The sequence below is a fragment of the Epilithonimonas xixisoli genome, assembly GCF_004365655.1.
Taxonomy (GTDB): Bacteria; Bacteroidota; Bacteroidia; order Flavobacteriales; family Weeksellaceae; genus Epilithonimonas; species Epilithonimonas xixisoli.
Map to the genome: position 1 here is coordinate 80,176 of NZ_SOEO01000001.1, position 23,505 is coordinate 103,680.

The following is a 23,505-nucleotide window of genomic DNA, read 5'->3' on the forward strand; positions in this document are numbered from 1 at the left end:
CAATCAAAATTTAAAATCACCACTTTGTCAAAGTATCAAATCTTTGACAAAGTTTTTTAGTTTTAATATAAGATATGAACAACAAGATTCTTTTACCAATATTTTATTTGCCACCAGTTTCGTGGTTCTCTGTCTTCCTGAATCCGGAAAATCAAATCACCTTCGAGCAATTCGAAAACTTTCCCAAACAGACATACAGGAATCGTGCGGCCATCTATGGAGCCAACGGAAAACTTCCGCTCATAATTCCTATAAAACACACCGGGAAAAGAGAAATCAAAGACATCGAGATTTCTTTTGCAGAAGATTGGCAAAAACTCCACTGGAAATCCATCAAAACCGCGTATCAAAGCACACCATATTTCGAATTTTATGAAGATAAGTTGAAAAGTATCTTCAGTGAGAAGATTATATCATTAAAAGATTTTAATATCAAAGCTTTAGGTATCATTCTTGCTATTCTGAAAACCGAAAAAAACTACGACTTCACATCCGAGTATTTCAAAAACCCAGAATCAGAAGATTACAGAGAGAGATTCTCTGCAAAATCTGAATCAGAATTTGATACTCCGGAATATTATCAAAGCTTTTCCGACAAGTATGGATTCCTAAAAGATCTATCGATTTTGGATCTCATTTGTAACATCGGCCCGGAAAGTTTGACATATTGTAAGAATATTAAAATCAAATAATTTTGGGAAACTTCTGTTATCAAGAGATTTTCCATTGTTTGAAATAAATAATTTATCTATGAAAAAAATATTGATAGCAGCTGCATTTTACGGCGGATTTGCATTGTTAGCAGCACAAACAGTTGCTCCAGAAAACGACAAAGACCTGAAAACTTGGTATCACAAAGATCATTCGAGCACCAAAGTGTATGGTGTAAATACTGAAAATGCTTACAAATTTTTCGAATCCAAAGGCTTGAAACCAAAGTCTGTGGTCGTAGCCGTTTTGGATAGTGGCGTAGAAGTAGATCATCCAGGATTGGTGAAAAATATGTGGAAAAATCCCAACGAAATTCCAAACAACGGAAAAGATGATGACGGAAATGGATACATAGACGATGTTTACGGATGGAACTTCATAGGAGGCAAAAATGGCGACATCGATGTTGATAATATGGAAGTGACGAGAGTCGTAAAAAAGTATAAACCAATTTTCGAAGGTGATGATTCTGCAAAAAACAAAGAGAATCAAGCTAAAATGCCCGAAGATTTTGAAATGTACATGAAGTCTAAACAGCTTTTTACAACAAAAAGTGAAGAAGCTAAGCAGAATTTTCAGCTCTACACAATGATTGAAAAAGCTATCCCGGATATGGTAAGATTGTTGAACGGAAAAAATCTTACCAAGGAAAATCTGGCAGCTATAAAACCTACCACACAGCAGGAAGCTATGGCGATGAATGTTCTTGGGCAAGTTTCCAAAGATCCAGAAATTGCAGGAAAGTCAGCTTCCGAAGTAGAACAATATCTTAAAAATCAAATGAAAGAAGGTTTGGATCACTTCAGACCTCAAGCAGAAAAGAGTTACAATTTAGATTTCGATCCTAGAAAAGAAATTGTGGGAGATAATTATGACGATTACTCCGAGAAAAAATACGGAAACAACCATTACGAAGGTCCAGATGCAAAACACGGAACACACGTTGCGGGAATCATTGCAGGATTGGTAAATGGTTCGGAAAACCAATACGGTGTAGCGTCCAGAGTTGCAAAAATTATGACCGTAAGAGCCGTTCCAGATGGCGATGAAAGAGACAAAGATGTTGCAAATGCCGTAAGATATGCGGTTGATAACGGAGCGAAAATCCTTAATATGAGTTTCGGAAAGCCTGTTTCTCCAGGTAAAAATGTAGTTTGGGATGCGTTCAAATATGCAGAAAGCAAAGGTGTTCTTTTGGTGAAAGCTGCTGGTAACGAGAACGAAAACATTGCAGAACACCAATACTTTCCAACAAACTTTAAATCGCAAGCAGATGAAAAGCCTTTCATCAACAATATGATTGTTGTGGGAGCTAATACCAATGATGCAGACGCATTGAAAGCAAGTTTTTCCAACTTCGATCAAAAGATGGTAGATGTTTTTGCGCCGGGAGATAAAATATATTCTACAGTTCCAGACGGAAAATATGAATATCTACAAGGAACTTCTATGGCTTCTCCAGTAGTAGCGGGTGCGGCGGCTATTATGCTGGCTTACATGCCAAATCTAAAACCAGAACAAATTATTGAATCTTTGGTAAAATCATCCAACACGACCGCAACCAATGGTTTTGATAAATTATCCAGATCGAATGGAGTAATAGATGTAGCCAAAGCGTCTGAATATGCCTACAAGAATTTTTATAAAGCTGATGCTCCTTCAAAATCTACCAAGAAACCAATGAAAAAGCAAAAGACAAATAAAGCAATTGACAGAAGCAAATTATAAGCTTAACTTCACACTTAAAATAAAAATCTGAGAGTTCTCAGATTTTTATTTTTTATCTTTGGCACAGTTTTTTATAATAAACATTCTATAAATATAAAACTATGAGAAAATTAATTTTTTTAGGACTTGTAGGTAGTGCCTTGGTTGCGACTTCTTGCTCCTCAAACAAAAGTGGCGTAAGTGCTGGTGAAGCTCAAACATTACGTTCAGATGTTATGAAACTAAAAGGTCAATGGGATATTTCCAACATTGATTATGATAAAAATTATTCTGTAAAACCTTTTGACGAAGGTGCAAGTATCAGTTGTTTTGTAGGTAGTTCTTGGACTTTGATTCCAAATAACTATTCGGGAACATATACTTTGCATGGTGCGAATGGTTGTCCGGCAAAAATTCAGAACATTACTTTCAGCGTTGATAAAAACAGCGTTGTCTCTTTGAAAAAAGTAGGCGAAGGAGAGAAAGCGAAAAAAGTGCTTTCTGGTTACAAATTGATGCTGGAGAATCCTATGGATAACAGTTTCACACTTGTACAATCAGTGAATGCTGATGGGAAACCAATGGACATCCGTTATAATTTTGTAAGAAAAGGTAAATAATAAAACACTTAAAATGAGAATTAACAAATTAAATATCGCCGCATTTTTTATTTCAACATCATTATTGTTGACAAGTTGTGAAACTGTTCAAAATGCGAATAACACACAGAAAGGTGCCGCTATTGGTACTGCAGCAGGAGCTGTATTGGGAGGGATCCTAGGAAACAACCTTGGCAAAGGTGGTAATGCGCCTCTAGGTGCGGTTTTAGGAGGTGTAGTTGGTGGAGTTGCTGGTGGAGTTATCGGTAATAAAATGGATAAGCAAGCCAAAGAGATTAAAGATACATTGCCAGGTGCAGAAGTAGAAAGAGTAGGGGAAGGAATTAAAGTTACACTTAATGAAAATACAGTAAATTTTGATTTCAATTCTTCCAACTTGACGTCTTTAGCTAAAACAAATTTGGATAAATTGGTAACAGTTCTTAGAAACAATCCGGATACAAATATCAACATCTATGGTCACACAGACAGCGTTGGTAGTGATGCGGTGAACTTAAGAATATCAGCTCAAAGAGCCGCCGCTGTTAAGAGTTATTTCTCCGCGCAAGGGATTTCCTCTTCCAGATTATTCACAGAAGGTTTGGGTAAATCTAGCCCTGTAGCTTCTAATGATACAGATGCTGGTAGAGCTAAAAACAGAAGAGTTGAGTTCGCAATTACTGCTAACGAAAAGATGATTCAAGAGGCTGCGCAATCTGGAAATTAATAATATTTCTTAGATTTAATTAATAATAATAAACCGCAATTTGCGGTTTTTTTATTTTAATAGTACTTTTGTAGGATTATTAAAACTATTGATGAAAAACTATTTAAAATTAATACGGGTAGAACAGTGGGTTAAGAATTTATTTGTTTTTGCACCATTATTTTTCTCTGGCTATATTGCTGTCCCCACTTTATTTTATAAGAGTGTTTTTGCATTTATCATATTTTCCATCACGGCCAGTTCGATTTACATCATCAATGATTATTTTGATATAGAATCCGACAAAAAACATCCAGAGAAAAAGAACCGACCTCTGGCAAGTGGCGCCATTTCCAAAACCAGTGCTAAAGTTTTATTTGGATTTTTGGTTGCGCTTTCAATCGGGTTGATTTTTTTAGGCAGTTATATTTTCGAGACTAATTATTGGAAATTCGGGATCATCATCGCGGCATATTTTGTTATGAACATTTTCTACACATTCAAACTGAAGCACGTTGCGATTGTAGATATTTGTATCATCGCGTCGGGGTTTGTTTTGAGGATTTTAGCAGGTGGTTATGCCGCAGATATCCAAACCACACAATGGGCGATTTTGTTGACTTTTGTTCTAGCATTGGTATTAGCAATCGGGAAAAGAAGAGGCGAATTGATCAACGCACAAATCTCAGGAAAAACCAGAAAATCTTTGGATGGTTACAATGTTCAGTTTGCGGATATTGCTTTGTCAATTTCTGTGACTTTGGCAATTATTTGTTATTTGATGTTTACACTATCACCAGCGATTCAGAAGAAATTTCACCCGAGGGTCTTTTACACCGTGATTTTTGTAGTTTTCGCATTCCTAAGATATTTGCAGCAAACCTTAGTTTACAACAAAACTGAATCTCCAACCAAGATTGTTTACAAAGACCGATACATCCAGATTACAGTTGTGCTTTGGGTCATCGCTTTTCTATTGCAGATCTATTTTAAAAAGGAATAATCACTGAAAGATTAAAAACATAAAAACAATGATGAAGATATTATGGGGATTAACTTTGACCTTAAAAAATACTAACAGATGAAACCGAATTTTGTTCAGAAAGTAACCAATTGGGGAAATTTTCCGATTGTAGAAAAAGAAATGAAATCGGACGATTCTATTTCGAAAATCAAACAATTTGTACGGGAAAATAACGAAGTCATTGCAAGAGGAAACGGACGTTGCTACGGCGATGCTTCTCTAGGCGAGCATATTTTCTCAACCAAAAGACTCAATAAATTCATTTCTTTTGATAGACTGAATGGTGTTATCGAATGCGAATCTGGTGTTCTGTTGTCCGAAGTTTTGGAAGTTTCTGTTCCGCAAGGTTATTTTCTTTATGTGACGCCTGGAACCAAATATATTTCCGTTGGAGGTGCCATTGCATCCGATGTTCACGGGAAAAATCACCACGCAGAAGGTTGCTTTTCCGAATATGTGATTGAATTTAAATTAATAAACGAAAACGCCGAAGTCATCAATTGCTCCCGCGAAGAAAACGCGGATAAATTCTGGGCGACGATTGGTGGAATGGGATTGACGGGAATCATTCTCTCGGCGAAATTCAAACTGAAAAATATAGAATCGGCTTACATAAAGCAAGAAAGCATCAAAGCAGAAAATCTCGATGAGGTTTTCCGTTTGTTTGATGAAAGCGAGGATTGGACCTACAATGTCGCTTGGATTGACTGTTTTCAAAAAGGGAAGAACTTAGGAAGGTCAATTTTAATGAGAGGTGAACACGCTTTGAAAGCCGAATTGCCATCCAATCTTCAAAAGAAAACTTTGAAACTGAAAGAGAAACCAAAACCGACGATTCCATTTTATTTTCCCGGATTTGTTCTTAATTCTTTGAGTATTAAGATTTTCAATTTTCTTTATTATAACAAGCAGACGAAGAAACAACTCAACAATTTAATCGATTACGAGACATTTTTCTATCCACTGGATGTCATCAATGAATGGAATAAAATCTACGGGAAAAGTGGATTTATCCAATATCAAATGGTCATCCCAAAAGAAAACGGAAAAGAAGGAATGCGACAAATCCTCGAAGCGATTGCAAAAAGCGGAAACGGTTCTTTCTTGGCGGTTCTGAAATTGTTCGGAAAACACAATCCGCAAGCTTACAATTCTTTCCCAGTCGAAGGTTACACTTTGGCTTTGGACTTTAAAGTGAACAAAGGTTTGAAAAAACTGGTTGACCAACTCGATACAATTGTTGAAAATTTCGGAGGAAGAATTTACTTAACTAAAGACAGTATGAGCAAATCTTCTTTGACCAATTATCTTCAAAACGTGGATTCTTCGAAGTTTGTTTCGCTGCAGCATAAGAGAATTATCAGTGGTGGAAATTAAACGCAAAGAGCGTAAGGATTTTACTGTTGAAAATAGTCGATACGCAAGGACGCTTCGCTCATCAAAGAAAAAACACAATATAATGACTGAGAATGAAATTTCTAAAATTATTTTTGATGCTGGTCTCAAGATTCACAGAAAAATTGGAACTGGACTTTACGAAAGAGTTTACGAGGAATGTCTCTATTATGAATTGAAGAAGTCAGGGCTAAAAGTTGAAAGACAAAAAAGTTTATCAATACAATATGAAGAGCTGATGATTTCCGATGCTTTTCGAGTTGATTTGCTAATTGAAGGAAAGGTAGTTGTTGAATTAAAATCAGCCTTAGAATCAGGACAATCTATTTTTGAAGCTCAATTATTAAATTATTTGAGATTAGGAAAATATAAACTTGGGATGGTTCTAAACTTCAATCTTCCTTTTTTCAAAGACGGCGTAAGAAGAATTGTAAATGGACTATAAAATGATAATAACAATAACCTTTGATGAGCAAAGCGTCCTGGCGAATCTTAAATATTAAGTAATTCAAAAAAAACTTGCGAACTTTGCGTTAAAGTCAGCAAAATAAATAACCACAATGATAGTATTAGGCAGTAATTCCGAAGTTGCACAAGCATTTGTAGAAGAATGTCTTGCCAAAGGCGAAAAATTCCAGACCATTTATCTTCTAAGTTCCAATCCGGAAACGACGGAGAAATTTGCAGGTCATCTTCAAGTTAAATTTCTTCAGAATTCCGAAATCATTCCTTTGGATTTGCTGAACGAGATTGATTATAAAACTTTGGAAAATATCAATTTTGATGTTTTGTTTTGCGCGACAGGCTATCTTGGTTTGGGAACAGAAGAAGGATTATATGATGATGAAAATACAAAACAAATCATTGATGTCAACTACGCAAAATTAGTTCCTGTTCTTAATTTCTTCGCCAAAAAAATGGAATCCAACAGAACTGGAACAATGATAGTTTTGTCATCTGTTGCAGGCGAAAGAGGAAGACAAAGCAACTTTATTTACGGAAGCGCAAAAGCGGCATTAACGGCTTATCTTAGTGGACTGAGAAATTATCTATTCGATAAAAAAGTTCACGTTCTTACTGTGAAACCAGGCTTTATGGATACCAAAATGACAGAAGGTTTACCACTGAATCCAGCGCTTACAGCTTCTCCAAAAAAGGCTGCGGAGGGAATTTATAAAGCTTTCAAAAATAAAAAAGACGTTGCCTACGTTTTACCAATTTGGGCGATTGTAATGCTAATTATCAGAAATATTCCTGAGTTTATTTTTAAGAAATTGAAGCTTTAAAAATGAAAATTCTTAGATATTTAAAAATTTTGGTTTTTCCATTAGTTTTATTTCTTTTTATTGGAGTTATTTACAGTTTTTGGCAATCAAGACATTTGAGCAAAAAGTTCGAGAAAACTAAGCTCAATATTTCTTATAATCAATTAGTTGATGATTGGGGGAAGCCAGATGAAGAATTTAATATAAATTTAAGCTACGATAAAAGACATATTATTGTTTATAATGACTTATTAGGATTTCGATATATTTTTGCTTCACAAGAAGGAAAAACAATTATTTCTGAGAAGTATATAGATGATTAACTTAATTTTGTTTAACAATTGATGAAAAAACTATATCTATTCGACTTCGACGGAACACTCACTTACAAAGACACAATGTTTTTGTTTTTGAAGTTTTATAATCCTGCAAAATATTCTTTCCAGTTTTTGAAACACGTTCCACTTTTCGTGTTATTAAAATTAAAATTGGCGAACGCAGAAGCTGTGAAGAAAAGTTTCATTTCATCAATTTTAGAAGGCGAATCCAAATATCAAATCGAGAAAAAAGCAAAATTATTTTTTGATGAGAATTATCCAACATTGTTCAGAGAAAACGCTTTGGATTTCATCAATAATATCAACAGAGAAAATACAGAATCCTACATCGTTTCAGCATCTTTGGATATTTGGGTAAAACCGTTTGCAGAGAAATTCAATATGAAATTACTTTCAACGGAGGCAGAATTCAAAGATGATATTTTTACAGGAAAGTTTGTTGGAAAAAATTGTAATAAAGAAGAAAAAGTCAATAGAATCAAACTAGAAATTGGTGATAAGAAATTTGACAAAATCATAGCTTTCGGAGATACTTCTGGCGACAAAGCAATGTTCAAATTTGCAAATGAATCTCACTATCGATTTTTTCACTAATTTAGTAGCTTTAAAATCCGAACAATTTTCGGCTTCAAATATCTTATTAAAAATGGAAAGAATTTATCTGGACAATGCTGCAACTACGCCTCTCGACGATGAGGTGATAGACTGTATGGTAAATGTAATGAAATTCAATTATGGTAATCCCTCGTCCACGCACAGCCTTGGGCAGGAAGCCAAAACCGTTTTGGAGGAAGTAAGGCGAAAGATTGCAGATTCTTTGAAAGTGACACCAGGAGAGATTGTTTTCACGTCTTGTGGAACAGAGTCTAATAATATGATTATTAAATCTGCGGTCAATTATCTTGGCGTAGAGAGAATCATCACTTCAGCGCTTGAACATAAATGTGTTGCTGAAACTTGCCTGGAAATGAAAAAATTGAAAGGCGTGGAATTGGTTTATCTAAGACCAGACTCCAATGGTGATTTCGATTTGAATAAATTGGAAGAAGCTTTAAAATCATCAGACAAAAAAACATTGGTAACATTGATGCACGCCAACAACGAAATCGGGAATCTTCTCGACATCGAAAGGGTAGCGCAACTTTGTAAAGAAAGTAATGCACTTTTCCATTCCGACACTGTTCAAACGATGGCTCATCTCGATTTGGATTTTTCTAAAACCTTGGTTGATTTCGCCTCTTGTAGCGCCCACAAATTCCACGGGCCAAAAGGTGCTGGCTTTGCATTCGTAAGAAAATCTTCAGGATTGAAAGGAATTATCACAGGCGGACCTCAAGAAAGAAGTTTGAGAGCGGGAACAGAAAACGTAACAGGAATCGCTGGTTTGGGCAAAGCTTGGGAAATTTCCCAAGAAAAAATGGAAGATTATAAAAATCATATTCTCGACATTAAGAATTATACAATTCAACAATTAAAAGAAAGAATTACAGGCGTGAAATTCAACGGAAGAAGTGCAGAAGATAGTAGTCTTTACACAGTTCTGAATCTTTTGCTCCCTTACAAAAATCCTTTGATAGGATTACAATTGGATATGAAAGGCATTGCCATTTCTCAGGGAAGTGCGTGTAGTTCCGGAGCTTCGAAACCTTCTATGGTGTTGATGTCAGTTTTGTCCGAGGACGATTTGGATAATTGCACACCAGTTCGTGTATCGTTTAGTCATTTTACGAAAAAGTCTGATATTGATGCGTTTATAAATGCGTTGGAGGAAATAGGAACACAATTTGTTATAGAAAAAACTGATAGTTTACATAGATAATCAACAGAAGAAACAAAAATTAAATTTTGTAATTTTGTTTAATAAAACAATTAAGAAAAAGAAATCATGGCAGTAGAAATTACAGATCAATCCTTTCAGGAAACAGTATTAAATTCAGATAAACCAGTTTTAGTTGACTTTTGGGCAGCTTGGTGCGGACCGTGCAGAATGCTTGGACCAATTATCGAAGAAGTGGCAATTGATTTTGAAGGAAAAGCTTTGGTAGGTAAAGTAGATGTTGACAACAATCAGCAGATTTCTGTAGATTACGGAATCAGAAATATTCCTACCGTTTTAATTTTCAAAAACGGAGAAGTTGTAGATAAAATCGTTGGTGTAGCACCAAAAGAAGTCATTGCTGAAAAGCTGAATGCGTTCTTATAAGAAATTAATATAATTGAAAATGAACACCTTTCCTTATGGAAGGTGTTTTTTTTTGAAATTAATTTGCAGGATTAGATTATTGTTGTATTTTTGCAACCACAATAAACGACGATAGTTTTCTTAGTTTGTTGGGCAAGAGATCCGGTAGTTCAGCTGGTTAGAATGCCGCCCTGTCACGGCGGAGGTCGCGGGTTCGAGTCCCGTCCGGATCGCAAAAAGTTTCATCAATTACTTTTCAAAAAATTGATCCGGTAGTTCAGCTGGTTAGAATGCCGCCCTGTCACGGCGGAGGTCGCGGGTTCGAGTCCCGTCCGGATCGCTAAGAGTCTCACATTTGTGAGACTCTTTTTTTTTTGATTTAATATCACTGAATATTCCACAAAAAAAACTCTCCTAGCGATAGAAGAGTTTTTCGATTTTAATATTTATTTTAATGAAAATTGGGATTTAATTTCAGATCATTGAGGTCCAGTTGCATCTCTGCTTTTCGGATTTCTTCGTCTTCATAATATTTTTCTTTTCTCATCTGGAAAATATCGACACGCTGTTTGTCGTAGATTTCCTTTAAAATCGTTTCAAACATATCAATTTCCTGAGTCGTACAATTGTTACATTCCAGCAAGTCGAGTTGGTTTTCTGTGTTTTCTGTTTCTAAGGATATTTGAGTTTGATAGTTTCTCAAAAGATTGCTTTTTTGTAAAACCTCCTTGTGATTATTATTAATATGACTCATTGCAAGTCTGTTCAATCTGATTTGAATCTGAGCTTCCTGCTGTTCTTGTGGCAAAACAACATCCATAGCAGGCATATTCAGTTTCTTTACAATGAATGGCAAAGACAATCCCTGAACTACCAATGTGATAAAGATGACAACGAAAGTAATTAATAATATTAAATTCCTGTGTGGAAACGGACTACCATCCGACATAACGTAAGGAATTGAAAGTGCTGTCGCCAGCGAGACTACGCCGCGCATTCCTGCCCAGCCAATCACGAGCGGACCTTTCCAGCCCGGAGACTGCTCTTTTCTGACTGATTTGAAAAGCCATCTTGGAACAAAAGCAGCCGGATAGATCCAAAGAAAACGAATCAAAATCACTACGACACTGATGATAACACCGTATTTAATTCCATCAATCAATGAAGCTTCTTCCAAACCGTGAATGATAGCCGGAAGTGACAATCCTATTAAGATAAAAACCAAAGCATTCATTACAAAAATAACCGTTGTCCAAACCCCTAACATATTAAGTCTAGTGTTTCCGTTTCGGAAAATCTCATGAGATCTATAGGAGATGAAAAGTCCACCGGTTACCACCGCCATTACACCTGAAAAATGAAACTGCTCCGCGCCTAGATACAATATATAAGGTGTCATTATCGTAAGAGCGGCGTCTATCGCAGATGTTGTGGGGAGAAAACGATGAATCAAATACATAATGCCACCGCCTATGAGTCCACAGACGATTCCCATTCCTGCAACCAAGAAAAATTGTCCCACAGCAACGTTCATAGAAAAACTCCCTGTTAAAATTGCCGCCAATGCAAATCGGAAAACAATTAATGATGATGCATCATTTACCAAACTCTCACCTTCCAGAATGCTGACAATTCTTTTTGGGATGGGTAATCCTTTTAAAACCGAAGTGGCAGCAACCGCGTCAGGTGGCGAAATAATTCCGCCCAAAAGAAATCCCAATGCGAGTGTAAAACCTGGAATCATAGCTTGGGAAAGATATGCAACGATAAGCGATGTTGCGAAAACCAATCCAAATGCTAAAAGTGCAATTGGCCTTTTCCATTTCCAGAAGTCATTCCAGGAGGTGTACCAAGCGGCTTCATACAAAAGTGGTGGGAGAAAGATCAAGAAGACCAGTTCCGGATCTAATTCTACCTCTGGAATTCCAGGCAAGAGACTAATAACTAAGCCTGCAATAACCAAGAAAATAGGATAGGCTACCTTTAATTTTTTTGCTACCATCACCATCATAAAGACAGAGAAGAGCAAGGCTAATATCAATAATAAATTATGATGCATTTGTGCTAATTGAATTTTCCGTAAAAGTATCATTCTAGATGATAAAATCCAATTGATAGAATCAATTATATGAAAATATGGTTTCTGATGGGTGTAATCTATTAGTTATGAATGTCAGAGATTGTTTTAATTGAAATTAACTGCGAAAATGTGATTGTAACAATTTCGATTTTCTTAATACTTATCCTTAAAATATTATTATCAAGAAATGAAAAAGATTTCACTTAGTGTATTGATGCTGACATCAATCTTTGCTACTGTTTCGGCTCAGCAAAAGCAACAGGCTTTGGAGTTAACTTACATGGATACGTCCGTACGCCCGCAAGATGATTTTTATAATTATGTGAACGGAACTTGGATGAAAACGGCCAAGATTCCTTCGGATAAGCCAAGTTGGGGTTCTTTTACTCAACTTAGAGAGACAACTGACAACAACTCATTGGGATTGTTGGACAATATCCTGAAAGAAAAATTTGCTAACGGATCTGAAGGACAAAAGATACAAGCGCTGTACGAAACATATATGGATATGAACAAGCGTAATGCAGATGGTCTTAATCCTATCAAAGCGGATCTTGCAAAAGTGGATGCGATCAAAAATCTGGCAGATTTGCAAAAATATCTGGACGATGCAACCAAAAGAAGCGATAATCCTTTCTACGGATGGGGCGTGTACGGCGATTTGAAAAACTCAAAGATGAATGCTGTTTATTTAGGCGATGCTTCACTGGGCTTAGGCAGAGATTACTACCAAAAAGATTCGCCGAAGAACACAGAAACGATTGAGGAGTACAAAAAATACGTGGCGCAAGTTCTTACCGAGTTAGGTTACAAAGATGCCGCTTCTGTGGCAGCTCAAATTGTCGATTTCGAAAAGAAAATGGCAAAAACACTATTGACGAATGAGCAAATCCGTGATTCAAATTTACAATACAATCCAAAAACACTTCCCGAACTAAGAGCTTTGGTGAAGAATGTAGATTTACCAAAATATCTTGCAAATGTGGGCGTGAAAACCGACAAAGTAATCATTGGAGAATTGGGATATTATAAGAATCTGGACACTTTCCTAACAGAGAAGAATATTCCTTTGATCAAGGATTATATCAAGTTTAATTTAGTTTCCGGCAGTGCAGGTTATCTAAGTCAGAAGCTGGATGATATGAAATTTGATTTCTACAGCAAGTATCTACAAGGTCAAAAAGAACAGAGAGCTTTGAACAAGAGAGCTTTAGGTTTGATTAATGGCGTCGTGGGAGAAGCTTTTGGAAAAGTTTACGTTGAGAAATACTTTACGCCTCAGGCAAAAGCGCAGATGTTGACTTATGTAGATTATCTAAAGAAAAGTTTTGCTGTTCACATCAACGGATTGACTTGGATGTCATCTGTGACGAAAGTAAAAGCTTTGGATAAATTGAACAAATTCACTGTAAAAATCGCTTATCCAGACACTTGGAAAGATTATTCTAAAATGACTTTGAAATCCGAAAAAGATGGCGGAACACTTTATTCCAATTTGGTGAGCGTTTCTAACTGGAGATATAATAAAGAGCTGGAGAAGATAGGAAAACCGGTGGATAAAGCAGAGTGGGGAATGTCTCCTCAAACGGTAAATGCTTATTACAATCCTGTGAACAACGAAATCGTTTTCCCGGCAGCCATTCTACAACCTCCGTTTTTCAATGCGGATGCAGATGCAGCCGTTAATTTTGGAGGAATCGGAGCGGTAATTGGGCACGAGATGACGCACGGTTTTGATGACAGTGGAGCGCAGTTTGATGGCGATGGAAACCTTACCGACTGGTGGACAGCAGAAGATAAAGCCAACTTCGAAAAGGCAACCAAAAGTCTAGCGGCACAATATGACAAATATGAACCTGTGAAAGATGTGAAGGTCAACGGAACATTCACCAATGGTGAGAATATTGCCGATCTTGGCGGGGTTAATATCGCTTATGATGCTTTGCAAATGTATCTTAAAGATAAAGGAAATCCAGGAAAAATTGATGGTTACTCCCCAGAACAAAGATTCTTCCTAAGCTGGGCAACAGTTTGGAGAACATTATCTACAGAAAAGTATTTGACCAACCAAGTGAAAACAGATCCGCACTCGCCAGGCTTCTTCAGAAGTTTTGGACCTTTGGTAAATACCGAGGCTTTCTATAAAGCATTTGATGTGAAAGAAGGCGACAAGCTTTACAAAAAACCAGAAGAAAGAGTAAAAATCTGGTAATAGAAAATCAATATAAAACAACAAAGTCCTGTGAATTTCGCAGGACTTTTTTTGTGTTTAAATTTTGGCTGTATGTTATTTCTGGATTCAGATTCTAGCCAAAGCTTTTTGATTTTTATAAAGATTCGAATTCTATCTGCTAATACAATTTTAATATTGGTAGTATATTGATTTAAAAACAACACGCGTGTTTTGTTCACACGGCACACGTGAGGTTGAGGCATGGCACGTGTGTCATTGATAGACATCAAGTGAGTTTTTTTAAATAAATTGCTATTGAGAAGATTACAACAAACCGAATCTAAAAAAAATACATCGATTCGTAGTCACACAAATGAATTGATTTAAAAGCACGGCAAATAAAAAACCCGCCTCGTTGAACAACGAAGCGGGCTTGGTATTAATTATAATTCTAAAGAATTACTTTTTGATAGCTTTGAAAGTTTTTACGCTTCCGTCTTCCATTTTAAGGTTGACGATGTAAAGACCAGCTTTCAGGCTAGAAAGGTTAAGTTCTGCAGATGGCGCAAGAGATTTAACTTCTCTACCAGAAATATCATTTACAGAAACAGATTTCACACCTTTCACATCAGAGATATTAAGAACATCTGTGAATGGATTTGGATAAACAGAGATATTTACTTTGTTGATGTCTGAAACTGCCATAGTTGCATCATTGTATATTGAAATATCATCTAAATTTATACCTCTTGCCCAATTTGAAGTACCTTCAAATGCAATGTAATATGTTGCTGATTTGTTAGGTAAAGCTAATGTGATTTCTTTCCATGTGGTATTTTCAGTAGTGTAATTAGTTCCTAACTGAGTCCACGCACCAGCTGCTGAAGTTTTATAATAAACTCTCAATTCATCTATATCACCAGCCCAATTTACATTGGCATAATTAAATTTAAGTGCAGGATAAGGAATTGCAGTAATATCCAAAGGAGCAGTGATTAATCTTGCTTTGTTACCAGCTGATGTAGTTCTAAATTCAGCCATGTATGGAGTTGATTTTGGAGTTATAGTCGCGTTTCCGTTTGAAGCAACGAACGTCCATACAGCAGCCCCAGAGGTTGCTTGATTTGACCAGCAAGAAGGTAATGAAGAAAGATTAAATTTTTCTTCAAATGTGGTAGTAACAACAGTTGATGATCCATCACAAGTTTTGAAACTTATTTCAGTACAACCTAAAGCGTCTCCACTAGCATTTGTAGGAATTACTTTTGCATAATAAGTTGTCCCTACGCCAGGTAAAGCAACGGCCTGAGAGGTTGTTGTAACTGTACTATTGTAAACGTCGGATCCACCAGAAGTTGTTCCTACTGTTAGCTTATAGCCAGTTGCCCCAGCAGCAGTATTCCATGTAATTGTTTGGCTTCCTGTATTCACAACTGCATTTTGTAAAGGAGATGATATTGTTGTACATCCAGGAGCTACAGTAGTTTCTTGTGTTACAACTAAGTCGTCAAACATAAAATCCACTTCAGTTGTAGCGCCTGTTCTTTGGAAATATCCCCCAATTGCATAAATTTTGGCAGGATCTAAAGTTCCTGCAGGTATAGTTCCTGTAAGTGTTTGACAAGTAGTAATTGCAGCGTTTGCAACAGCAACTTGAGCAAAAGGTGTAATGCTCCAATTGTCTGTGAGTGGTTGATATTCGGCATAAACAAGGTTCATTGTTCCTACGAATCCAGCTGCTTTTCTAAACTTAATAGAAGCATCTATTTTATTCCCATTGTTAGTTTGTCCTCCTGCCCATTCAGAAAAATCTAAAACTGGACCACCAGTCTGGCCATAAGTGGTATTAAAGCGATTAAAAAATGATTGTGGAGCACTGCACGCTAATGTGCTCGGTCCCCCAGCGCCAAACCACGTAACGCCTGGTGCGGCCAAATCGCTAAAATTATAATTAGCTGTAAATTGTGCATTTGCGCCAATCCCAACAAGTGCTAAAGCGCACGATAGTAAAAATTTCTTCATAATTATTTAATTTATATTAATTCACCAAATGTAATAAATATTATTTTAATTAAAAAGGAAAATAATATATTTTATATAAAATTATTTCATTGTGTATTATTTACTATATTTAAGAATAAATTTATTATTAAAATATATTAAATTGATTTTGGTGTTTTTTTTGTTTCTAATCTTAGTACTTAAGTATAAATATTGTAAATTAATTTGATTTCTATTGTTTGTGAATTTAATGGTTATATGTTCGGTATTCAAACTGATTAAAATATTCAAAATTGGTTAAAAAAAAGAAGCTATTTTACAATAACTTCTTTTTATTCTTAAAATGTGATATTATGATCTAATTCAAGAAAACCTCATAATTATTAATAGAGTGAATCACTTCCAACAGATCCTCATTAATATTAATATGATGTTTCATACTTACAACTTCCAAAACAGATTCGTCTTCCGGATTTTTGATAAAGAAATTCAACTTCTGTTCACCGTGATTTTCAATAATCTTTTCTTTAAAGAATTCGATATCGGTTTTGCGTAAAGAATCAAGAGGAACAACGATTGATAAGCTTCGGGCAAACTTGTCAAAGGCTTCTTTCAACTCCAAAACATCATTCACGTTGACGAAAACACGTCCATCTTTTCCTTGCGAAAATTTCAGTTTCATAATGACAAAACGCTGAACTTCCAATTTGTCCTTCAATCGCATATAATCTCTGTCACCCAATCGGAAAGAGTAGGAGCCTGTGTAGTCCTCCAATAAAACGAAAGCAACCTTTTCTCCACTTCTGAAACCATCTGCCACACGATATTCTGTGATCAAACCAGCAACGGTGTATTCTTTGGTATTATCTTTTTCATTCATTTTGTCTTTCCAGCTTTTCTTTTCTTCAAAAAGTTCCGGTGCTTTTGGAGGAAATGCTAAATCTTTGAATGCTTCAACTTCATCAAGGTTAAGGAAATTGAAATTACCTTTTGGTTCTGCTTTCTTTCCAGATTCTTCAATAATCTCATCTTCCAAACCAACTTCGTCAGAGACCAAAATGTCAGGAACTTCTTCGTCGGGCGTATTGTCAGTTTCCAAAATCGGGATCACTTCATCCAAAACTGGAATATCATCTTTCTTTTCATCAAGAATTGCTTTCTTGGAGAGAACACCTTGCATAAATTTGAACTGATATTTGAACTCGTCCAAAGGATGCGCCGACAAATAGAATCCGATAATTTCCTTCTCTTTATTAAGTTTATGCATATTCGGCCATTCAGCACAAGGCAAAAGTTTAGGTTGCTCGATCTGAACTTCATCGGCGAAATCTGCGAACAGAGAATTATCCATTTCATTTTTGCTGTCCTGGAAACTCTGTCCGTAACGCGAAAGTCTTTCAATATTCGTTTTCCCGGAAGCATCGATGTCAAAGTATTGTCCCCGATGATAAGTATCCAATTCGTCAAACGCTCCAGCGGTCACCAAACTTTCCGCAACCCTTTTGTTCACTTGCGAAGGCGGAATTCTCTCAAAGAAATCATAGACGTTTTTATATCTTCCGTTTTGTCTAATGGTGGCAATCGCCTCACTCGGGCCTTCTCCAATTCCTTTGATAGCGCCTAATCCAAAACGGATTTGCCCTTTTTCATTAACGGAGAACTTGTACTGAGATTCATTCACATCCGGCCCTAAAACATCCACGCCAATTCCTTTACAATCCTCCATAAACATTGTGATAGAAGCGGTATTGTTAATGTTATTACTCATCACGCTCGCCATATATTCTGCAGGATAATTGGCTTTTAAGTAAGCGGTTTGATAAGCGATCCAAGCATAACAAGTCGAGTGGGATTTGTTGAAAGCGTACTCTGCAAAGGCTTTCCAGTCATTCCATATCTTCTCTAATCGCTCTTCATCAAGGTTGTTTTTTCTGCCACCTTCTATGAATTTTGGATACATTTTATTAAGGACCTCGATCTGTTTTTTACCCATCGCTTTTCTCAAAGTATCGGCTTCACCTTTGGTAAAGTTGGCTAGTTTCTGAGACAAAAGCATTACCTGCTCCTGATAAACTGTAATTCCGTAAGTTTCTTCGAGATATTCTTTTGTCTCTTCGAGGTCATAAATAATTTCCTCAGTTCCGTGTTTTCTATTAATGAAATTCGGAATATATTTGATAGGACCTGGACGATAAAGCGCGTTCATCGCGATCAGGTCGGCGAAAACCGTTGGTTTCAGTTCACGCATATATTTCTGCATTCCCGGACTCTCGTATTGGAAAATCCCGATTGTTCTCCCTTCCTTAAATAATTGATAAGTTTTTGCGTCATCCAACGGAATTTCATCCGGATCAATATCGATGCCATGACGTTCTTTTACGAGTTTTACCGCATCTTTGATAATGGTCAAAGTCCTTAATCCAAGGAAATCCATCTTCAACAGACCCGCATTTTCCGCCACCGAGTTATCGAATTGGGAAACCAAAATATCCGCATCTTTCGCCGCAATCGTGATCGGAACCAAATTGCTCACAGGTTCCGGTGTAATAATCACACCACAAGCGTGAATTCCGGTATTACGGATGCAACCTTCCATTTTCTTGGCGCTTTCCAAAACCGAGAATCTGGAATCATCTGAGTTTGAAAGGATGAATTTCATTTCATCAACCAATTGCTGATCTTCCGGCTTAAGTTTGTCATATTTTGAAAGCGCTTTCGCAATGTTCATTCCCGGACTTGGTGGAATGAGTTTCGCAATCATATTCGTTTCTGGAATTGATAGATCGAGAACTCGACCAGCATCTTTAATCGCCGATTTTCCTCCTAAAACAGAATAAGTGATAATTTGCGCCACTTGTTCCTGACCATATTTCTCAACCACCCATTTGATGACTTTATCACGTCCTTCATCATCAAAATCGATATCAATATCGGGCATTGAGACCCTTTCCGGATTTAGGAATCTCTCAAAAAGGAGATCGTATTTTATGGGGTCAACATTCGTAATTTTAATACAATAAGCAACTGCCGATCCAGCAGCCGAACCACGACCAGGTCCAACCGAAACGCCCATATTACGAGCCTCGTTACAAAAATCCTGAACAATCAGGAAATATCCTGGATAACCCGTGTTGGCAATAACTTCCAGCTCAAAGTCCAATCGCTCCTGAATTTCAGGCGTAATGACTGCATATCGTTTTTTCGCACCTTCATAGGTGAGATGTCGCAGATAAGCCATCTCACCACGTTTCCCGCCGTCAGCTTCATCTTCCGGGTCGATAAACTCTTCTGGGATATCAAATTTCGGAAGCAAAACATCACGCTTCAAAGTGTATGGTTTGAACTTAGCCAAAAATTCCTCGTAAGCTTCGAAAGCGTCTGGATAATTAAGGAAAGCTTGTTTTAATTCATCTTGATTTTTGATGTAATATTCATTTGTAGTCAGACCTTTTCTCTTGCCGAAACCTTTCCCAATCGGCGTTGATTGCTTTTCTCCATCTTTGATGCAACCCAAAATGTCTTGGATATTTGCATCGTCTTTATTGGTGTAATACGTTTCGTTTTGAGCTAAAATTTTAACATTATATTTATCAGCAAATTGAAGCAGAACTTCATTCAAATGTTCTTCCTCGGGCAAATTGTGATTCTGGATCTGAACATAAAAATCATCTCCAAATTCCTCTTTCCACCACTGGAACAGTTCTTCACCTTTTTGTTCTCCGATATTTAGGATTGTATTTGGAATATCGCCGTTGATTCCGGAAGTTAAAGCAATCAATCCTTCTTTATATTGAGCGATCAATTCTCTGCTGATCCTCGGAACGCCAAAATAGAAACCTTTCTGAAAACCAATACTTGAAAGTTTGATCAAATTTTTATAACCATTGAAATCCTTTGCCAGCAAAACCATCTGCGTCCGTCTGTCCGGATCATCTTTGGTAAATTGTTTTTGTTCGTATCGATTCGAAATGAAAAACTCACAGCCAACAATTGGAATCAGTTGGTCTGTAGTCGGTTCTTCTTCATTGAACGGTTCTCCATTTTCCTCGGCTTCCTGTTTTTTAGCCAGATATTCTTTATGCTTCTTAATTCTTCCGGAATTGGTGTCTTCAACCGCAGAAACAAATTTGAACGCGCCCATCATATTGCCAATGTCCACAATCCCGACAGCGGCATAATTCTCGTCCGTCGCTTTTTTGATGAGGTCATTGATATTGGTCGTCGCCGTCAAAGTAGAGAAAACACTGTGATTGTCGAAGTTGAAATATTTTCCAAGGTCGATGTCATCAATGCTGCCGACATCGGATTGTTTTTTCTTGTTGTTAAAACTCGCAACCTGCCTTCTGATGACGATTCCAAAAGGTTTTATCGGATTGGGATTGTGAGTTTGAAATTCTTTTAACTGAGCTTCATTGATCTTCAAAACATCCGTTGGAATCACGCCGATTCTCATCATTTCGAAGAAAACTTGAGCGGTTGCGTTCACATCGGCTGCCGCGTTGTGCGCTTCATCAAACTTGTGTCCGTACAGCTTTTCGTAGAGTTCCTCCAGTTTTGGTGATTTGAATTTTCCACCTCGTCCGCCAGCCAACTGACAATAATCTGTTCCCAGAATCATCGTGTCGGCTCTTGGTTTTTCCTGAAGATTATCTTTAATGTTTTTCCTGAAAAATTCTGCTCCAACGATGTTGTAATCGAACTCCACATTGTGTCCGGAAACGACCCTCACGTTTTCCAAAGCTTTGGAAAATTCTATTAAGATTTCTTCCAGATCTCTTCCTTCTTCATTAGCTATTTTCGTAGTAATTCCGTGGATTCTCGCAGCGTTGAACGGGATGTCATAACCTTCTGGTTTGATGATGTAATCTTGGTTTTCTATCAGGTTTCCGTTGTCATCGTGGATCTGCCAGGCGATCTGAACCATTCTTGGCCAGTTGTCTGAATCTGAGAGCGGTGCGTTGAAATTTTTTGGTAAACCAGTGGTTTCTGTATCGAAAACTAAGTACATCTACATTGTAATTTTGCGTAAAGTTAAGGTTTTAATAAGACAAATAAAATGCTTCGGAAATCAGATTTTGTTAAATATTCAGACTTATAAATAATTAAATCAATTGAAGAATTATTAAAATAGAAATTCGTTTTATTGCAATGCTTATCTTTGCAAAAAGTTTTCAGATGAAAAAAGTTGTACTAAGTGTTGGGATGTTATTTTCTTTTTATTTTTCTAATGCACAGAATCTTAAACTAAAAGAAAAATTTGAGAAACAGAGCTTAGAAAATAGAAAGAAGTTTGATTCTCTCTTAGCAAAATCGGGTAAATATACTGCTCAAGAAAATGACAGTCTGAAAAGTAATTTGGCTGGTTTCGTTGGAGAAATGCCTTATTTTTATACTACAGAAGAGACAGGCGCTAATGCAACGTCCAATATAGATGAGTTACAAAGTGGTTCTGTTTCAGGTTTTCCTGTCAATGGAAATGGAATCAAAATTACTGTTTTTGACGGTGGTAGACCTCACGAAACTCACGAACAGTTTGGAGGCAGAGTAACTTATAGTGATGTTGCAACTACAACCAGAAATACGCACGCCACAAGCGTAAACAGTGTTTTGCTGGGAAATGGATCTGCAACGGGAAATTTTGTAATCGGCGGAATAAGCTACCCTAAAGCAAATGCTAAAGGAGTTTTGACGAATGCAACTACTGAAACTTATCGTTTTGCATCAACGACACTAGGAGACAATTTTACGAAACTTGTTTCTATTCCAAACATTAATATTTCCAACCATTCCTATGGGACAAATGTTGGATGGATGTATATAAATACAACTAATTCTACCTATCCTGCGGTCGGGTGGTATTGGTATGGTAATTATGATCTTAATACGAAAGATACATATTCTGGAGTTTACTACACAAATGATCAGAAATTTGATGAGATAGTCTATGCTCAACCTAATCAGATTATTGTAAAATCTACGGGAAATTATTACGGAGGAGGTCCAACAGGATCAGAACTAAAATTTAAGTATAAAGATAATGCTTATGTGCCTTTTGAAAACGGAGATGTTATTCCAGAACTCAACTGTAGCCTTGGTTACAATTGTATTGGTTTCGGATCTTTGGCAAAAAATATTATCACCGTCGGAGCAGTCAATCAGTTGACAACTGCGGGACAAAAATATACAAATTCTTTAGATGTTGAAAAAGGGAGTTTCAGTAGTGCTGGCCCTAGAAAAGATGGCGCCGTAAAACCAGATCTTACAGCTGTTGGAGTGGGTATGGTGATGGCAAGTTATTTATCAGTGGCTAATACAACGTCATACACATCAACATTTGGGACGTCATTCGCAACGCCAATTGTCTCTGGAATTGCTGGAGCATTGACGCAGATTGAAAGAAATCTTTCCGGAAATGCTGGCTATATTTTTAGGGCAGATGAGATGAAAGCTTTATTGACACACACTGCTAACGAAGCGGGAAGACCCGGCCCAGATGTTTGGTACGGTTGGGGATTGGTAGATGGAAAAAAAGCAGCTCAGGTTTTGATTAATAAATCTGAAGAAAATTCTTACCTCGAAAGAAAAACGCTCATCTCTGGAACTTCGTTTGAGAAAGAAATCAAAGCAACAGGAGGAAATGAACCCTTGAAAGTAAGTATATCATGGATAGATCCTGCAATTGCTCCTTTCTTAGATGATGTAAATATGCAAAGTAATCACGCTTCTAGAATTGTAAATGATTTGGATTTGAGAGTGGTGGAAGTAAGTTCTGGAACAGTTTATTATCCTTGGAAATTGGATATTAGCAATCCAAACGCAAATGCTACAAAAGGAGATAATTTGGTTGATAATGTAGAGCAGGTCGTGATTGATAACCCTGTAGCAGATGGAATCTATAAATTGATTGTTACGAATAAAGGAACTTTAGTCAATCAAGAAGGGAACTCGGCAGATCAAGATTTTGCTTGGGTGGCGACTGGAACTAAAAAAGTGACTTTGGCAAGTTCAGCTTTTGATAAAAATGAAATCAAAATCTATCCTACAAAAACCAAAGATATCATCAATATTACTTCACCAAATGACATAGAAAGAATTGCTCTGTTTGATATGAATGGAAAAATGATCCTTGAAAATTACAAGACTTCAAAATCTCAATCCATTAATTTGAATAAATTTCCAAGTGCTGTTTATATGTTATTAGTAAAAACAAAAACTGGAACGGTTTCTAAGAAAATTATCAAAGAATAATTTCTTTGAACTTCAGCAAAAACAATAAAGCCATCGAAATATCTCGATGGCTTTATTATATTAATTAATTACGAAC

General features: G+C 36.7%; 17 protein-coding genes and 2 tRNA genes. 16 read left to right on the plus strand and 3 right to left on the minus strand.

Features of this window, described 5'->3' with window-relative positions; translation table 11 throughout:
* Positions 1-74: 74 nt before the first annotated feature.
* The 14 genes from B0I22_RS00385 to B0I22_RS00450 all read left to right on the plus strand — a co-directional run bounded on the left by B0I22_RS00385 (position 75) and on the right by B0I22_RS00450 (position 10,267).
* Complete coding sequence (locus B0I22_RS00385; RefSeq protein ID WP_133942637.1) at positions 75-692, plus strand: WbqC family protein; 618 nt, start codon at positions 75-77, stop codon at positions 690-692.
* A 58-nt stretch (positions 693-750) separates the two neighbouring features.
* Entirely contained in the window at positions 751-2,439 is a 1,689-nt protein-coding gene (locus tag B0I22_RS00390) for a S8 family serine peptidase (protein WP_133942638.1), read from the plus strand.
* 101 nt (positions 2,440-2,540) lie between these two features.
* On the plus strand, positions 2,541-3,038 hold the full coding sequence (locus B0I22_RS00395) for a lipocalin family protein (RefSeq protein ID WP_133942639.1): 498 nt from the start codon (positions 2,541-2,543) through the stop codon (positions 3,036-3,038).
* A gap of 13 nt (positions 3,039-3,051) precedes the next feature.
* Positions 3,052-3,744 carry a YiaD family glycine zipper/OmpA-like lipoprotein gene (locus tag B0I22_RS00400; protein WP_133942640.1) on the plus strand — a complete coding sequence of 231 codons (693 nt, stop codon included), beginning with the start codon at positions 3,052-3,054 and terminating at the stop codon, positions 3,742-3,744.
* Positions 3,745-3,835: 91 nt separating this feature from the next.
* Positions 3,836-4,726, plus strand: coding sequence for a decaprenyl-phosphate phosphoribosyltransferase (locus B0I22_RS00405; protein WP_133942641.1), 891 nt, complete (start codon positions 3,836-3,838; stop codon positions 4,724-4,726).
* A gap of 78 nt (positions 4,727-4,804) precedes the next feature.
* Positions 4,805-6,124, plus strand: coding sequence for an FAD-binding oxidoreductase (locus B0I22_RS00410; RefSeq protein WP_133942642.1), 1,320 nt, complete (start codon positions 4,805-4,807; stop codon positions 6,122-6,124).
* Between the two features lie 82 nt (positions 6,125-6,206).
* Positions 6,207-6,587 carry a GxxExxY protein gene (locus B0I22_RS00415; protein ID WP_133942643.1) on the plus strand — a complete coding sequence of 127 codons (381 nt, stop codon included), beginning with the start codon at positions 6,207-6,209 and terminating at the stop codon, positions 6,585-6,587.
* A gap of 115 nt (positions 6,588-6,702) precedes the next feature.
* Positions 6,703-7,428 (plus strand): SDR family NAD(P)-dependent oxidoreductase, encoded by a 726-nt coding sequence (locus B0I22_RS00420; protein WP_133942644.1) that lies wholly within the window; start codon positions 6,703-6,705, stop codon positions 7,426-7,428.
* Between the two features lie 2 nt (positions 7,429-7,430).
* Complete coding sequence (locus tag B0I22_RS00425) at positions 7,431-7,730, plus strand: hypothetical protein (RefSeq protein WP_133942645.1); 300 nt, start codon at positions 7,431-7,433, stop codon at positions 7,728-7,730.
* A gap of 21 nt (positions 7,731-7,751) precedes the next feature.
* The gene (locus B0I22_RS00430; protein WP_133942646.1) at positions 7,752-8,339 is read left to right on the plus strand and encodes an HAD family hydrolase; all 588 of its coding nucleotides are present in this window, start codon (positions 7,752-7,754) and stop codon (positions 8,337-8,339) included.
* A 52-nt stretch (positions 8,340-8,391) separates the two neighbouring features.
* The gene (locus B0I22_RS00435) at positions 8,392-9,564 is read left to right on the plus strand and encodes a cysteine desulfurase family protein (RefSeq protein ID WP_133942647.1); all 1,173 of its coding nucleotides are present in this window, start codon (positions 8,392-8,394) and stop codon (positions 9,562-9,564) included.
* 66 nt (positions 9,565-9,630) lie between these two features.
* Positions 9,631-9,948, plus strand: coding sequence for a thioredoxin (gene trxA, locus B0I22_RS00440; protein WP_133942648.1), 318 nt, complete (start codon positions 9,631-9,633; stop codon positions 9,946-9,948).
* 138 nt (positions 9,949-10,086) lie between these two features.
* Positions 10,087-10,160: transfer RNA gene (locus B0I22_RS00445), tRNA-Asp, on the plus strand.
* Positions 10,161-10,193: 33 nt separating this feature from the next.
* A tRNA-Asp gene (locus tag B0I22_RS00450) sits at positions 10,194-10,267 on the plus strand.
* A gap of 111 nt (positions 10,268-10,378) precedes the next feature.
* Here B0I22_RS00450 and B0I22_RS00455 read toward each other — a convergent pair.
* The gene (locus B0I22_RS00455) at positions 10,379-11,986 is read right to left on the minus strand and encodes a Na+/H+ antiporter (protein WP_133942649.1); all 1,608 of its coding nucleotides are present in this window, start codon (positions 11,984-11,986) and stop codon (positions 10,379-10,381) included.
* Between the two features lie 208 nt (positions 11,987-12,194).
* On the opposite strand from B0I22_RS00455, the gene B0I22_RS00460 reads away from it, so the two are divergent.
* Positions 12,195-14,219 carry a M13 family metallopeptidase gene (locus B0I22_RS00460; protein ID WP_133942650.1) on the plus strand — a complete coding sequence of 675 codons (2,025 nt, stop codon included), beginning with the start codon at positions 12,195-12,197 and terminating at the stop codon, positions 14,217-14,219.
* A gap of 420 nt (positions 14,220-14,639) precedes the next feature.
* Here B0I22_RS00460 and B0I22_RS00465 read toward each other — a convergent pair whose 3' ends face one another.
* On the minus strand, positions 14,640-16,202 hold the full coding sequence (locus tag B0I22_RS00465) for a T9SS type A sorting domain-containing protein (protein ID WP_133942651.1): 1,563 nt from the start codon (positions 16,200-16,202) through the stop codon (positions 14,640-14,642).
* A gap of 337 nt (positions 16,203-16,539) precedes the next feature.
* Positions 16,540-21,189, minus strand: coding sequence for a DNA polymerase III subunit alpha (dnaE, locus tag B0I22_RS00470; RefSeq protein ID WP_133942652.1), 4,650 nt, complete (start codon positions 21,187-21,189; stop codon positions 16,540-16,542).
* Between the two features lie 167 nt (positions 21,190-21,356).
* Here dnaE and B0I22_RS00475 point away from each other — a divergent pair, with 167 nt between their 5' ends.
* Complete coding sequence (locus B0I22_RS00475) at positions 21,357-23,429, plus strand: S8/S53 family peptidase (protein WP_166668146.1); 2,073 nt, start codon at positions 21,357-21,359, stop codon at positions 23,427-23,429.
* Positions 23,430-23,505: the final 76 nt, after the last annotated feature.

Excerpts from the sequence above, each read along its gene's own strand:
- B0I22_RS00460 (WP_133942650.1), top strand. The coding sequence starts at position 12,195 with ATGAAAAAGATTTCACTTAGTGTATTGATGCTGACATCAATCTTTGCT.
- B0I22_RS00420 (WP_133942644.1), top strand. The coding sequence starts at position 6,703 with ATGATAGTATTAGGCAGTAATTCCGAAGTTGCACAAGCATTTGTAGAA.
- B0I22_RS00385 (WP_133942637.1), top strand. The coding sequence starts at position 75 with ATGAACAACAAGATTCTTTTACCAATATTTTATTTGCCACCAGTTTCG.
- B0I22_RS00425 (WP_133942645.1), top strand. The coding sequence starts at position 7,431 with ATGAAAATTCTTAGATATTTAAAAATTTTGGTTTTTCCATTAGTTTTA.
- B0I22_RS00435 (WP_133942647.1), top strand. The coding sequence starts at position 8,392 with ATGGAAAGAATTTATCTGGACAATGCTGCAACTACGCCTCTCGACGAT.
- B0I22_RS00400 (WP_133942640.1), top strand. The coding sequence starts at position 3,052 with ATGAGAATTAACAAATTAAATATCGCCGCATTTTTTATTTCAACATCA.
- B0I22_RS00430 (WP_133942646.1), top strand. The coding sequence starts at position 7,752 with ATGAAAAAACTATATCTATTCGACTTCGACGGAACACTCACTTACAAA.
- B0I22_RS00455 (WP_133942649.1), bottom strand. The coding sequence starts at position 11,986 with ATGCATCATAATTTATTATTGATATTAGCCTTGCTCTTCTCTGTCTTT.
- B0I22_RS00475 (WP_166668146.1), top strand. The coding sequence starts at position 21,357 with ATGAAAAAAGTTGTACTAAGTGTTGGGATGTTATTTTCTTTTTATTTT.
- dnaE (WP_133942652.1), bottom strand. The coding sequence starts at position 21,189 with ATGTACTTAGTTTTCGATACAGAAACCACTGGTTTACCAAAAAATTTC.
- B0I22_RS00395 (WP_133942639.1), top strand. The coding sequence starts at position 2,541 with ATGAGAAAATTAATTTTTTTAGGACTTGTAGGTAGTGCCTTGGTTGCG.
- B0I22_RS00390 (WP_133942638.1), top strand. The coding sequence starts at position 751 with ATGAAAAAAATATTGATAGCAGCTGCATTTTACGGCGGATTTGCATTG.
- B0I22_RS00415 (WP_133942643.1), top strand. The coding sequence starts at position 6,207 with ATGACTGAGAATGAAATTTCTAAAATTATTTTTGATGCTGGTCTCAAG.
- B0I22_RS00465 (WP_133942651.1), bottom strand. The coding sequence starts at position 16,202 with ATGAAGAAATTTTTACTATCGTGCGCTTTAGCACTTGTTGGGATTGGC.
- trxA (WP_133942648.1), top strand. The coding sequence starts at position 9,631 with ATGGCAGTAGAAATTACAGATCAATCCTTTCAGGAAACAGTATTAAAT.
- B0I22_RS00410 (WP_133942642.1), top strand. The coding sequence starts at position 4,805 with ATGAAACCGAATTTTGTTCAGAAAGTAACCAATTGGGGAAATTTTCCG.
- B0I22_RS00405 (WP_133942641.1), top strand. The coding sequence starts at position 3,836 with ATGAAAAACTATTTAAAATTAATACGGGTAGAACAGTGGGTTAAGAAT.